This is a genomic window from Cellulomonas endophytica (assembly GCF_004123805.1).
In the GTDB taxonomy this organism is placed as follows: domain Bacteria; phylum Actinomycetota; class Actinomycetes; order Actinomycetales; family Cellulomonadaceae; genus Cellulomonas; species Cellulomonas endophytica.
Window position 1 is genome coordinate 1 of the sequence record NZ_RWJX01000083.1, and the last position, 13,553, is coordinate 13,553.

A 13,553-nucleotide genomic window follows, 5' to 3' on the forward strand; every position below is an offset into this window, starting at 1 on the left:
GCGCCACGTCGCGCCCCACGGCCCGCAGGAGCGCCGCCACGCCGCCGGCCGGCGAGGTCAGCACGGGGACGGCCGCCCCCGCCCCGGCCGCGGCGCCCGCCATGGAGGCCTGGGCGAGCACGACGACGTCGGCGTCCGCCGCGGCGGCGGCCACGGCCTCGCCGACGAGCGCGTCCGCCCGCGCCTCGTCGCCGGCCGCCCGCGCCTCCGCGGCCCCCGGGACCACGGATGCCGCGACGGCCACGTCGGCCCCCGCGCGCGCCACCGCCCGCTCCACGAGGCGTCCCGTCGGCCCCAGCGTCGAGCCCAGGGTGGCGAGCACGGCGACGCGACCGCGGGCGCCCGGCGCGGTGGCGGCGGCGACGGCCTCCTCCGCCATGGCGGCGTCGACCCGGACCACGGGCACGGGGACGGCCGCGGCCGCGCGCTCGGCCGCCTCACCGACGGAGGAGCACGTGACCAGCACGGCGTCGGCACCGGCCGCGACGAGGTGCCGCACGTGCGCGCCGAGGGCCGCCTCCACGGCGGGCGTCACGCCGCCCGCGACCGCGTCGGCGAGCAGGCCACCGTCCACGACGTGCAGCCGCCGCAGCCCCGGGTCCGCGGCGGCGAGGTCCGCGTCGAACCGGGCCGCCAGCGCCGGCACCGTGTGGACGAGCCCGACGACGGCTCGGTGCCCGCTCACCGGTCCGTCCACGGGGTCGCCTCCGTGTCGACCGTCTCGACGAGACGCTCCAGCCGCGGGACGGACACCTCCCGCAGCCCGGCCGCGACGTCGGGGCGCCCCACGACGTCCGACCACAGGGCCCGCCCCGCGAGGAAGCCGCTGGCGCCGCCCCGGCAGGCCGCCCGCACCGCGCCGAGGAACCGCTCCCGGTCCACCCCCTGCGAGAGCACGACCCAGGGCCCGGTCACGGCCGCCGCCAGCGCCCGGCACGCGGCCTCGAGCGCGCCCGGGTCCCCGGCCCCGGCGTGCGGGACCTGCGCCTTGTAGAGGCTCGCGCCGAGCGGCGACAGCTCCCGTGCGGCCTCGAGGATCGCGGCGTCCGCGTCCCAGGTGCCCGCCGCGGTCTCCTCGGGCGTCGCGCGCACCACGGGCTCGAGCACGGACAGCACGCCGCGCGCCCGCGCCTCGGCGACGAACCGCTCGGCCAGCGCCACCCGGGCCTCCCGCCGCGCGTCCCGCCGCCAGATGACGAGCAGCTTCAGCGCCACGGCCCCGGCGAGGTCGTGGTCGGGGGCGAGGACGGCCTCGTCGAGACCCGTGTCCTCCACGGGCCCCCCGCGCCCCTGCCTCAGGGCGTCGGCGGCGACGATGAGCCCGCAGGTCGGGGGCAGCAGCGGCGCGAGCCGCCCGTGGTGCTCCCGGTCGACGAGGAACCCGCTGGCGAGCGGCGCCAGGACCCGCGCCACGTCCGTCTTGAACGCCGCGACGCGGTCGGGGGCGGCGTCGACCCCCGCCTCGGCGAACATCGTCCGCAGGCTCTCGCGCTGGTCCATGGCGACCATGGCGAGCCCGCCCGTCGGCCGCGCGAGCGCGTCGAGCGTCGGGGGGCCCGGGGGGCGGGGGGTCGTCGGGGCAGCGGTCACGGGTCCTCCTGGGGTCCGGCCGGCGCGAGCGCGGCGGCGACGAAGCGGTCGAGGGCGGCGTCCTGGACGGCGCGCGGCAGGGCGGCGCCGCCGGCGCGGGAGGGCAGCACGGGCGGCGGGCCGCCGAGGCACCCGGCCCGGTGCAGCGCGAGGAGGGCGGCACCGGCCGCGACGGGCTCCGCGACGTCGACCACGCGCAGGGCGGCCGGGGTCAGCCGCGCCTTCGCGTCGAGCCAGCCGGCGTTGGCCGCACCGGCGCCCCCGAGCACGACGAGCCCGGCGGCACCCGGCACGGGCGGCGGCGCGGCCCCGGCCGGGACGGGCGCCGCGGCCGCGAGCGCCGCGAGCTCGCGCAGCATCCAGGCGGCGTGCAGGGCCATCCCCTCGACGACCGCCCGCGCCAGCGCGTCGCCGGGGTCCCCGAGGACCCGGACGCGGGCGGACGGGTCGCCCGCGGGCGTCTGCCGGCCGGCGGGGTACGGCAGCACGACGGCGTCGACGGGCGGCGCCGGCCCGCCCGCCGCCGTGGTGGCCGGCGGCAGCGCGGAGACGTCCGTCCCGCTGTGCTCCTGCCACCAGCGCACGACGGCGCCGCCCGGGCCGCCCGCGACGAGCCCCACCTCGCCCTCGACGGTGCGCACGGTGCTCATGCCCGCCCGTGCCACCGCGCGGCGGTCCGGCTCGGCGGCGACGACGGCGCACAGCGCCTCGGCCGTGCCCAGGGAGTCGGCCACGTGGCCGGGCGCGCGGACGCCGGCGGCCCAGGCGCCGACGGGGTGGTCGTGCCCCGCGACGACGACGGGCGTCCCCGCCGGCAGCCCGCCCGGGGCCCCGGCCCGCACGGCGGCGGCGACCTGCCCGGGCCCGACGACCTCCGGCAGCGCCGCGGGCCGCAGCCCGACGACCGCGAGCAGGTCGGCGTCGGCGTGCGGGTGGGGTGCGGCGCCGGGTTCCGGCAGCCGGTGCGCGCCGGTGCGGCCGGCGAGGGTGTGGTCGGTGACCAGGCGCCCGGTGAGCAGCAGGGCGACGAGGTCCGCGGCACCCGCCCAGCGCACGAGCCGCGACCACCGCCCCGGCTCGTCGGCGGCGAGGCGGGCCCACGTCGCCAGCGGCACCTTGGCCGCCAGCCGCACGCCCGTCGCACGGGCGAGCGCGTCCGCGCCGACCTCCCGGCGCAGGGTCGCGAGCGCGGCCCCGGCGGCGGGCGCCGCGGCGGCGTGGCCGTCCCACCGGAGCCAGTCCCCGACCGGCCGGTCGTCGGCGTCCAGCGGCACCCCGGTCTCGGCCATGGACGCGATCCCGACCGCCGCCGGCGCGCGCGGGCCGGTGGCCCCGCCGGCGGCGACCACCTCCCGGACGAGGGCGTCGAGCACGCCGGCCAGCCGGTCCGGCGGCGGCGTCGGCGTGGTCGCCACGGCGCGCACGGTGACGGCCGCGCCGTCGACCTCGACGAGCGCGGCCTTCGTGTTCGTCGTCCCGACGTCCACGCCCAGGGCCGTCACCGACCCCGGCCGCGCGGGACCCTGCACGCGGCGCACGGGCCCACTCTGTGCGATCCCGCTCATCCGCGCCAGGCCCCGGGCGGGTGTGTGCGGTGTTTGACAGGGACGGGCGGCGCCCCTCTACTGGCCCGGTGCGCTACTCCGACGCCCCCGCCCGCCGCGCGGCGCTGCTGCGCGACCTGGAGGAGTCGGGGTACGTCTCCTCCAGCGGCGCGGCCGCGGCGCTGGGCGTGTCGGAGATGACGATCCGCCGGGACCTGTCCCAGCTGGCCGCGGAGGGGCGGGTGCGCCGCGTCGTCGGCGGTGCGAGCCTCGTGGTCGGGGCCGGCGACGGCCCGGGCCGCCCCTTCGACCAGCGCCGCGGCGAGGCGACGGCCGAGAAGGCGGCGGTGGCGGCCGCCGCGCTGCCGCTCGTGGCGGGTGCGGCGGTGATCGGGCTCGACGCGGGCACCACGGTGGCCGCCCTCGCCCGCGACCTGCCCGGCGGCATGACGGTGGTGACGCACTCCGTGCCCGTGCTCACCCTCTGCGCCGGCCGCGACGACCTCGACGTCCTCGCCCTGGGCGGCACCTACCACCGCGCCACCCGCTCCCTCACGGGGCCTCTCACCCGGGCGGCGCTGGCGGACCTCGCGGTCGACGTCGCCGTGCTGTCCGCCGCCGCCGCGGGGCCGGCCGGCCTGTACTCCGCCGACCCGTGGGACGCCGACACGAAGCGTGGGATGGCGGCCATCGCGGCCCGCGTCGTGCTGCTGCTCGACAGCTCGAAGATCGGCGCCCGGGCGCCCATGCGGGTGCTCGGCCTCGACGAGGTCGACGTGGTCGTCGTCGACGACCGCACGGACGAGGCGTCGCTGGCGATGCTGCACGACCGGGTCGCCGAGGTCGTCGTCGCGCCCGTCGCGGGCCCGCCCGAGCCCGTCGGCGCCGGCCGGCCCGCCGCGGCGGGCGCCGCCCGCGCGTGAGCACCCGGGGCCGGCCGTGAGCGGGCCGGGCGTCCTGGGGGTCGTGGCCGACGACCTCACGGGCGCCTGCGACCTGGCCGAGGCCGTCGTCGCGGCCGGCCTGCCGGCGGTCGTCGTCGTCGGCGTGCCGGCGCCCGACCTGCCGCTGCCGCTGGACCCCGCCGGGCCGGGCGCCGTCGTCGTCGCGCTGCGCACGCGGACCGCGCCGGCCGCCGGGGCCGTCCGGGACAGCCGCGCCGCGGCCCGGTGGCTGCTCGCGGGGGGCGCCCGGACGCTCTACCAGAAGTACTGCTCCACCTTCGACTCCACGGACGAGGGCACCATCGGCCCCGTCGCGGACGGCCTGCGGGACCTGCTCGACACCGGCGGGGCCGCCCCGGCGGTCGGCGTCGGCACGCCCGCCACGCCGCGGGTCGGGCGCACCCAGTACCTGGGCCACCTCTTCGTCGGGGGGCGGCTGCTGTCCCGGTCGCCGATGCGCGACCACCCCCTGACGCCCATGCGCGAGCCCGACCTCCTCGAGGTGCTCGGCCGGCAGACGGCCGCGCCCGTCGCGCTCGTGCCGTGGCCGACGGTCGCCGCCGGTCCCGACGCCGTCGCCCGCGCGGTCGCCGCCGCCGCCGGGGCGGGCGCCCGGCACGTCCTCGCCGACGCCCTGCGGGAGGAGGACCTCGACGTGCTCGCCGCCGCCGTCGGGCGGCCCGGGCTGCCGCCCCTCCTGCTCACGGGCGCCGCGGGGCTCGCGGGGGCGCTGGCACGGGCGTGGGGCGACGCGGACCGCCGCGCGGCCGACCGGCCCGAGGGTCGAACGGCGGGACCGGGACCCGGGGCCGCGACGGCCACGACGGCCACGACGGCGCCGACGAGCACGGCGACGAGGACGGCCGACCGGACGGCGGACCTGCCTGCCGTGCCGGCCGGCCGCGCGCTCGTCGTGGCGGGGAGCTGCTCGGCGACCACCCGACGGCAGGTCGCCGCCTTCCGGGGCCCGGTCGTCCCGCTGGACCCGCGTGCGCTGGCCGCGGACGGCCCCGGCCCCACCGACGGCCCCACCGACGGCGCCGCCGGCGACGCGAGCGGCGGCGGCCCTGCGGACGGCCCCGCGCTCCGCGCGGTCCTCGCGGCGGTCGGCCGGGCCCTGGAGGGCGCCGAGGGGCCGGTCCTCGTGGCCTCCTCCGCCGCCCCGGACAGGGTCGCCGCGGTGCAGGCCGAGCTGGGGGCCGGTCGCGTCGCCGCCCTGCTCGAGGCGGCCGCGGGACGGGTGGCGGCCGTCGCCGTCGAGAGGCACGGCGTGCGGCGGCTCCTCGTCGCCGGCGGGGAGACGTCGGGGGCCGTGGCGGCCGCGCTGGGGGTCCGCGTCCTGCACGTCGGGCCGGCGGCCGCGCCCGGCCTGCCCTGGACCGTCCCCGCCGACGGGCCGCGCGTGGCCCTCCTGCTCAAGTCGGGCGGCTTCGGCGAGCACGACCTCTTCACGACCGCCTGGGCGACCGCGCCGTGAGCGCCGGGGACGGTCGGACGGCCGGGGAGGACGGGCCGGGCGACGAGACGCGCGCCCGCGCGGCGCTCGTCGCGACGGCGCGGCACCTGGCGTCGCAGGGCCTGTCGCCGGGCTCGTCGGGCAACCTCAGCGTCCGCCTCGGCCACGCGCTCCTCCTCACGCCCACGGGCTCCGCGCTGCGCCGGGTGCGGCCCGAGGAGCTCGCGCTCGCCCCGCTCGGCGCCGCACCGGGGCCGGCGCCGGGGGCGTCGGGTGCGGCCGGCGGCCCGCGGCCCTCCAAGGAGCTGCCGCTGCACCGCGCGGTCTACGCCGCCCGGCCGGACGCGCGGGCCGTCGTGCACCTGCACTCGCCCGCCGCGGTCGCCGCCTCCTGCCTCGAGCCCGCCCGGCGGCCCGGCGGCACCGGTCCCCTCGAGGCCCTGACCCCGTACGCGGTGATGCGGCTGGGGGACCTGCCCGTGGCGCCCTACGCCGCTCCGGGGTCCGACGCCCTCGCCGCGGGCGTGGCGGCCCTGGCGGGCGCGCACCCCGTCCTCCTGCTGGCGAACCACGGCTCGCTCGTCGCCGGGCCGGACCTCGACGCGGCCGTCGACCTGGCCGAGGAGCTCGAGGCGGCGGCCGCGCTCGCGCTGGCGCTGCACGGCGTGCCGCACCGCGCGCTCGGGGCGGCGGCGGTCGCCGCGCTGCGCGCGCGCCGGGGCTGAGCCCCGCCCGTCCGCCGGCACGGGGACCGCTCGGGCCCGGCCGTCGGACCCCGCGGTCGGACCCGGCGCTCAGCCCTCCGGCGCCGGCACCGGGGCCGGCAGCAGCACCTGGCCCCCGAACTCCCGGCAGTGCCGGGCGACGCCCTCGAGGGCGGCGCGGCCGGCCTCGTCGGCGACGAGGAGCGCCGAGGCGTCCACCACGAGGTCCTCGCTCGCGCTGCGCAGGAGGCACTGGAGGGTGTCGCGCAGGGACGAGGCGGAGTGGACGTCGACGCGGCCGTGGACCGTCACGGCGGGCGGCCCGTCGCCCCGGCCGAGGCCGATGACGACGTCCATGCCCCGCGGGAGGGGACCGACGGCGGTGTCGCTCATGCTCGGCACGGTAGACCGCTTCCCGCGGCACGCCCAGGGCGGCGGCCCGGCCCCGGGGCGCACCGAGGCCCCGGCGGATGCCGTCGTGTCCGATCCCGCTCCCCCTGGTGTGCGGTCTCGAACAGAAGTTAGCGTGCTCCGGTCCCGGGCGCCGGGACGCCCGCCGCACCCTCCCCCTGGAGCCCCGCGTGCACCGCACCCTGGCCGACCCGGCCGCCCGCCTCGCCCGCACCCTCGCCACCCGTGTCCTGCCCGCCGTGCACGGGCACCGGGCGCCCGTGGAGGTGACCGTCGCGCACCTGCCCGGCGAGCCCGAGCCGTTCGCCGACGCGGTCCGGCGCCCGTTCGTCCCCGTCGCCGTGGGCGAGCCCTGGGGACGCCCGTGGTCCACCTCCTGGTTCCGGATGCGCGGCCGCGTGCCCGCGGCGATGGCGGGGCGGCGGGTGGAGCTCCTCGTCGACCTGGGGTTCGACGCGGGCGGCCCCGGCTTCCAGGCGGAGGGCCTGGCGTGGACGCCGGGGGGCGTCCCCCTCAAGGGCGTCGAGCCCCGGAACGCGTGGGTCCTCGTCGGGGACCCCGCGGCGGCGGGCGCCGAGGTGGACGTGCTCGTGGAGGCGGCGGCGAACCCGCACATCGGGGGCTGGGGGCCCACGGACCTCGGGCACCCCTCGACGCTGCCCGACGTCCCGCTGTACCGGCTGGCCCGGGCCGAGCTGGCGGTCCTGGAGGAGGAGGTCCAGGCCCTGGCCCTCGACCTGCAGGTCCTCGCCGAGCTCGCCGCGCAGCTGCCCCCCGGCGACCCGCGCCGGGCGGCGATCGAGCTGGGGCTCGACCGCTGCCTCGACGAGCTGGACACGACGGACGTCGTCGGCAGCGCCGGCAAGGCCCGGGCGCCGCTCGCCGAGCTGCTCGCCCGTCCCGCGAGCGCCAGCGCGCACCGGGTCTCCGCCGTCGGGCACGCGCACATCGACTCCGCCTGGATGTGGCCCGTCCGCGAGACCGTCCGCAAGTGCGCGCGGACCTTCTCCAACGTCGTGGCGCTCGCCGACGAGTACCCCGAGCTCGTGTTCGCGTGCTCGTCGGCGCAGCAGTACGCCTGGGTCCGCGACCACCACCCGCACGTGTTCGCCCGCATCCGGGACAAGGTGGCGGCCGGGCAGTGGGTGCCCGTCGGCGGCATGTGGGTGGAGTCCGACACGAACCTGCCCGGCGGGGAGGCGCTCGTGCGGCAGCTCGTGCACGGCACCCGGTTCTTCGAGACGGAGCTCGGCGTGCGGCCGCGCGAGGTGTGGCTGCCCGACTCCTTCGGCTACTCCGGCGCCCTCCCCCAGCTGTGCCGGCTCGCGGGCGCCGATGCGTTCCTGTCGCAGAAGATGTCGTGGAACCAGACGAACCGCTTCCCCCACCACACCTTCTGGTGGGAGGGCATCGACGGGACGCGGGTCTTCACGCACTTCCCGCCGGCGGAGACGTACGGGTCGAAGCTCTCGGGCGAGCAGCTCGCGTTCGGCGTGCGCAACTTCGCCGACGCCGGCCCCGCCAGCCGCAGCCTGCTCCCCTTCGGCTACGGCGACGGCGGGGGCGGCCCGACCCGGGAGATGCTGGAGGTGGCGCGGCGCGTCGCCGACCTCGAGGGGTCCCCGCGCGTGCGCGTCGAGGCGCCGTCGGCCTTCTTCGCCGCCGCCCGCGAGGAGTACCCCGACGCGCCCGTGTGGCGCGGCGAGATGTACCTGGAGCTCCACCGGGGCACGCTCACCTCGCAGCACGCGATGAAGGCGGGCAACCGGCGCACCGAGCACCTCCTGCGCGAGGCGGAGCTCTGGGCCGCCACCGCCGCGGTGCGGACGGGGGCGGCGTACCCCTACGACGCGCTCGAGCGCGCCTGGCAGGACACCCTGCTCCTGCAGTTCCACGACATCCTCCCGGGCTCGTCCATCGCCTGGGTCCACGACGAGGCGCGCGGCACCTACGCGCGCCTGGCCGGTGAGCTCGAGGCGCTGGTGGACGGGGCGCAGGCGGCCCTGGCGTGCCCGGCACCGACCACGCCGAACGACGAGGCCGGCGACGACGACGGCGTCGTGGCCGCGGGCGCGACCGCCGAGCTCGTGTTCAACGCCGCGCCGCACCCGCGGGACGGCGTGCCGGCGCTCGGGGCGGGACCGGCCGACCCCGCCGCCGGCCGCGTGGCGGTGCGGGCCGTCGGCGGCGGCCTCGAGCTCGACAACGGCCTGCTGCGGGTGCGGGTCGACGAGGACGGCACCCTCGGGTCGGTCCACGACCTCGTCGCCGACCGGGAGGTGCTGGCGGCGCGGACCGCCGGCAACGTCCTGCAGCTGCACGTGGACCAGCCGGCGCGCTTCGACGCGTGGGACGTGGACGAGCCCTACCGGCGCCGCCGCCGCGAGGTCCGGTCGGTGGCGGCGCTGCGCCTGGAGGACGGGGACCCGGCGCGCCCCCGGGTCGTCGTCGAGCGCGAGGACGGGGCCTCGTCGTACGTCCAGACGATCTCCCTGGCGGCGGGCGAGCGGCGCGTCGACCTCGTGCTGGACGTCGACTGGCACGAGCGCGAGACGTTCCTCAAGGTCGCGTTCCCGCTCGCCGTGCACGCGGTCCGCTCCACGGCCGAGACGCAGTTCGGGCACGTGCACCGGGACACGAGCACGAACACGGGGTGGGACGCGGCGCGCTTCGAGGTCTGCGCGCACCGGTGGCTGCACGTGGGCGAGCCGGGCTACGGCGTCGCGCTCGTCAACGACTCCGTGTACGGGCACGACGTCTCGCGGCCCGGCCCCGGCGACGCCCGCGGCCCGGGCTCCACCACCGTGCGCCTCTCCGCCCTGCGGTCGCCGGTCTTCCCCGACCCGGGCACGGACCAGGGTCGCCACACGCTGCGGTACGCGCTCGTCCCCGGCGCCGACCTCGACGACGCCGTGCGGGAGGGCCTCCGCGCGAACCTGCCCGTGCGCCGGCGGCCGGGCCGCGGGCCGGTGGCGCCCCTCGTCGAGGTGCACGGGGGCGGCGCCGTCGTCGAGGCCGTCAAACTCGCGGAGGACCGGTCCGGGGACGTCGTCGTGCGCCTGTACGAGTCCCGCGGCGGCCGGGGGCGGGCGGTCGTGGTCCCGGGCTTCGCCGTCCGCGACGTGCAGGTGGTCGACCTGCACGAGCGGCCCGAGCCGGACGTCACGGCGCTGTCGCCGCTGGCGCCCGCGCCGGACGGGGCGGGGCCCGGGGCCGTCACCGTGCCGCTGCGGCCCTTCGGGGTGGTGACGCTACGGCTGGTGCGGGCCTGAGCGGCGGGACACCTCGGCGGTCCGGACCGTGGCCCCGGAGGACCCCGGGGCCGCGGCCGCGGCGGCCGCCCCGGGCACACGGGCGCCGGTGCGGCCGTGCGTCCCGTCCTCCACCCGGGCCCGGTGGACGTGGCGCAGCGCGATGACGGTGGTCGTCACGACGATCGCGGCGCTGACCAGCAGGACGATCCCGGTGACGGGGCCCCAGACCGCGTCGATCTGAGCGTCGAGCACGGGCCACGTGACGTCCTCGACGAGGAGCATCGAGCCGCCGACCGCCGCGAGGCACCCGGCCAGGGTGAACGTGGCCGCGGTCCGCAGGCGGGACGACACCGCGGACCGCTGGGCCTCCTCCGCCTTCACCTTCGCCCGCCCGAGGAGGCGCTGGGCCCAGGCGTACTGCGTGGCCAGCACGGCCAGCCCCGCGGCGATCCCGAGGATCCCCGGGCCGGGCAGCACCATCATGGCCACGCCCAGGAGCAGGAGCGCGAGCCCGACGACCGTCACGACGACCCGCTTCACCTGGCGCACCGGCCCAGGCTAGGCGACACCCCCCGGGAGCGCCGTCGGTCGTCGTCCGGGACCCTCAGCACCCTCGGCCGGCAGGCCTCGGCAGGCCTCGGCAGGCCTCGCCGGCTCGTGCGGTCGCGGGTGCCGTCTGTCCCCCGTCGAACAGTCGGCACGTCAGGACGCTGCACCTGCCGGCGCTGGTTGTCCCTTCTCGCACACCTGTGGACGCCGACCGCTTGCGCTCCCGGCACCGGTCTGGGAACGATTGCACCCTGGCCCGGCCGTACCCGCGGACGGCGCCGCCCGGCGGCCCCCGCCGCACCGTCCGTCCCACCGCTCCGCCCGCGCGAGGTCGCGCCGGCGGCCGAGGAGCGACCGTGACCACCTCCCGCCGACGCCCCGCCCCCCTGGCCAACGCCCCCGCCGGGCCGCAGCCGGCCGTGCCGGACGGTGCCCGCCGCCCCGCGGCCACCCCCGACCGCACGCTGCACATGGTCGGCAACGCCCACCTGGACCCCGTCTGGCTGTGGCCGTGGCAGGAGGGCTACCAGGAGGCCCGCGCCACCTTCCGGTCGGCGGTCGACCGCATGGACGAGTACGACGACTTCGTCTTCACCTGCGACCAGGTCGTCCTGCTCGCCTGGGTGGAGGAGCAGGACCCCGAGCTGTTCGCCCGCATCCGCGAGCGGGTGGCCGAGGGGCGCTGGGTGAACGTCGGCGGCTGGTGGGTCGAGCCGGACTGCAACATGCCGGCCGGGGAGTCCTTCGTGCGGCAGGGCCTGGTGGGGCAGCGCTGGCTGACCTCGCGCTTCGGCCGGCCGGCGACCGTCGGGATGAACGTCGACCCCTTCGGCCACACGGCCTCCCTGCCGACGATCCTGCGCGGCCAGGGCATCGACTCGTACGTGTTCCTGCGCCCCGGGCCCCACGAGTCCGACCTCGAGCACACGCTCTTCTGGTGGCGCGCGCCCGACGGCAGCCGCGTGCTGGCCTACCGCATCCCGTTCGAGTACGGCAGCGCGCCGGGCCCCGTCGACTTCCAGGTCGACAAGTCCCTCGGCCAGCTCGACCGCGCGCTCGGCGACGCGATGGTCTTCTACGGCGTCGGCAACCACGGCGGCGGCCCCACCCGCGCCAACATCGACTCCATCCACCGCTTCGACCGGATGGGGTCCTTCGGCCGCCTGCGCATGTCCGACCCCCGCACCTACCTCGACAGCGTGCTCGACCGCGGGGAGACGGCGCTGGCCGCCCTGCCCGAGCGCCGCGACGACCTCCAGCACCACGCGCCGGGCTGCTACTCCGCCCACTCGGGGATCAAGGCCTGGCAGCGACGGGCGCAGGCCGCCCTGCTCACCGCGGAGCGCTGGGCGGCGGTCGCGGCGGTGCACGACCGCATCCCCTACCCCCGTGCCGACCTCGAGCGCGCCTGGCAGGGGGTGCTGTTCCAGCAGTTCCACGACGTGCTCCCCGGCTCCGCGATCGAGTCCGCCTACGACGACGCCCGCGACGCGCTCGGCGAGGCCGTGGCGGTCGCGAAGCGGATCACCGTCCGGGCCCACAACGTCCTCGCCCGGCAGGTGGACGTGCCGTTCGAGGAGGCCAGTCAGCCCGTCCTCGTCCTCAACCCGCACCCGTGGCCCGTCCGGGTCGACGTGGAGCTCCACCACGGCTCCGTCCCCGGCGGCGTCCACGTCGTCGACGAGGCCGGCGCGACCGTCGTCTCCCAGCCCACGCAGTCCCGCGCGACCACGCACCAGACGGGGCGGGGCGCGCTCGTGCTCCGCGCGGAGGTGCCGGCGCTGGGCTACCGGCTGCACCGGGTGCGCTTCGCGCCCGAGCCCGTCGGCGGGCCGTGGAGCGCGGGCCCGCCGCGTCCCCTCCACGTCTCGGAGCAGGTGCTGGAGAACGACCTCGTGCGCGTCGAGCTCGACCCCGTCACCGGGTGGCTGCGCTCGTACCTCGACAAGCACACGGGCGTCGACGTCCTCGCCGGCACCGACGGCGCCACCCACACGCAGGTGTGCGAGGACCCCACGGACACCTGGGGCCACCGGGTCGTCTCCTACGCCTGGCCCGGCGCCGCCATGACGACCACGCGCGTCGTCGTGCGCGAGCGCGGCCCGCTGCGCGCCCGGCTGCGGGTCGAGCGCGCCTGGGGCGGGTCCACCCTCGTCGAGGAGCTCGTGCTCGACCACGACTCGCCCGTCCTGCGGGTGGAGGCGCTGCTCGACTGGCACGAGCAGGCCCACCTGCTCAAGCTCCGGTTCCCGGTGGCCCTCGAGGCGCCGCGGGCGCGGTTCGGCATCGCCTTCGCCGAGATCGGACGGCCCGTCGACGGCGCCGAGGAGCCCGCGCAGGGCTGGGTGGACCTCACGGGCACGCACGCCGGCCGCCCGGCCGGGCTCACCGTGGTGCTCCCCGACAAGCACGGCTGGGACGTCTCGCCGGCGGCGCGCACGGCGACGAGGGGCGCCGACGCGACGGACGGCGCCACCGACGACGTCCCGGACGACGCGCACCCGAGCATCGGCGTCACCGCGGTGCGCAGCCCGGTGTACGCCTGGCACGACCCCCGGATGCTGCACGGCGAGGACGTGTACACCTACCAGGACCAGGGCGTGCAGCGGTTCGTGTACGAGCTCGTCCCGCACGCCGGCGACCACCACGCGGCCGACCCCGTGCGCCGCGCGGCCGAGCTCGCCCAGCCCGTGCGGGCCATGCTCGAGTCCTTCCACCCCGGCGCCCTGCCCCCGGTGGCGTCCTTCGCCTCCGACGGCGGCGGGGCGGTCATGGTGACCGCGCTCAAGGGCTCCGAGGACCCGACGGACGGACCGGGCGGCACCGACGTCGTCGTCCGCGCCCTCGAGACCCGGGGGACGCGGGCGTCGGTCCGGCTGGAGCTGCCCCTCGTCGGGCGGACGGTCGAGGCGGAGCTGGGGCCCCACGCGCTGCGGACCTGGCGGGTGCCGGCGGACCCGGACGCGCCGGTCGTCGAGGTGGACCTCGTCGAGCGGCCCCTCGCCGCCCCCGCGGGGCACCTCGACCACGTCCGCGCCCGGGTCGCCGCGGGCGGCGGGGCGCGGGCCGACGGGGCGGGCCGCGCCGGCGGCGGGGGCGCG

At 79.4% G+C, this 13,553-nt stretch carries 10 protein-coding genes; 5 read left to right on the forward strand and 5 right to left on the reverse strand.

All coding sequences use genetic code 11. From position 1 onward, the window contains the following. From EJA20_RS16085 to EJA20_RS16095, 3 genes are all read right to left on the reverse strand, one after another. Window positions 1-685 (reverse strand): aspartate/glutamate racemase family protein (locus EJA20_RS16085; protein WP_129339559.1); only part of this gene is annotated, 685 nt, incomplete at its 3' end. Continuing rightward, window positions 682-1,590, reverse strand: a complete 909-nt coding sequence (locus EJA20_RS16090) for a hypothetical protein (protein WP_240675576.1) — start codon at window positions 1,588-1,590, stop codon at window positions 682-684. The genes EJA20_RS16085 and EJA20_RS16090, both read right to left, overlap by 4 nt. Beyond that, complete coding sequence (locus tag EJA20_RS16095; protein WP_164984026.1) at window positions 1,587-3,128, reverse strand: FGGY-family carbohydrate kinase; 1,542 nt, start codon at window positions 3,126-3,128, stop codon at window positions 1,587-1,589. The genes EJA20_RS16090 and EJA20_RS16095 overlap by 4 nt, the downstream gene beginning before the upstream one ends. 95 nt (window positions 3,129-3,223) lie before the next feature. On the opposite strand from EJA20_RS16095, the gene EJA20_RS16100 reads away from it, so the two are divergent. The 3 genes from EJA20_RS16100 to EJA20_RS16110 are packed head-to-tail and all read left to right on the forward strand — an operon-like array spanning window position 3,224 to window position 6,259. After that, window positions 3,224-4,057 (forward strand): DeoR/GlpR family DNA-binding transcription regulator, encoded by an 834-nt coding sequence (locus tag EJA20_RS16100; protein ID WP_164984027.1) that lies wholly within the window; start codon window positions 3,224-3,226, stop codon window positions 4,055-4,057. Window positions 4,058-4,073: 16 nt separating this feature from the next. Continuing rightward, window positions 4,074-5,555, forward strand: coding sequence for a four-carbon acid sugar kinase family protein (locus tag EJA20_RS16105; protein ID WP_129339562.1), 1,482 nt, complete (start codon window positions 4,074-4,076; stop codon window positions 5,553-5,555). After that, a complete protein-coding gene (locus EJA20_RS16110) occupies window positions 5,552-6,259 on the forward strand; it encodes a class II aldolase/adducin family protein (RefSeq protein WP_129339563.1) in 708 nt (235 codons plus the stop codon). Before EJA20_RS16105 ends, EJA20_RS16110 begins: the two co-directional genes overlap by 4 nt. Before the next feature lie 69 nt (window positions 6,260-6,328). Here the strand turns inward: EJA20_RS16110 and EJA20_RS16115 are convergent, their stop codons facing one another. Next, entirely contained in the window at window positions 6,329-6,631 is a 303-nt protein-coding gene (locus EJA20_RS16115) for an STAS domain-containing protein (protein ID WP_129339564.1), read from the reverse strand. A 188-nt stretch (window positions 6,632-6,819) separates the two neighbouring features. Here EJA20_RS16115 and EJA20_RS16120 point away from each other — a divergent pair, with 188 nt between their 5' ends. After that, on the forward strand, window positions 6,820-9,921 hold the full coding sequence (locus EJA20_RS16120; RefSeq protein WP_240675577.1) for an alpha-mannosidase: 3,102 nt from the start codon (window positions 6,820-6,822) through the stop codon (window positions 9,919-9,921). Here EJA20_RS16120 and EJA20_RS16125 read toward each other — a convergent pair. Beyond that, window positions 9,901-10,452, reverse strand: coding sequence for a PGPGW domain-containing protein (locus tag EJA20_RS16125; protein ID WP_129339566.1), 552 nt, complete (start codon window positions 10,450-10,452; stop codon window positions 9,901-9,903). The genes EJA20_RS16120 and EJA20_RS16125 overlap by 21 nt on opposite strands. Window positions 10,453-10,808: 356 nt before the next feature. Here EJA20_RS16125 and EJA20_RS16130 point away from each other — a divergent pair. After that, window positions 10,809-13,553: alpha-mannosidase (locus EJA20_RS16130; RefSeq protein ID WP_240675578.1), on the forward strand; the 2,745-nt coding region annotated here is incomplete at its 3' end.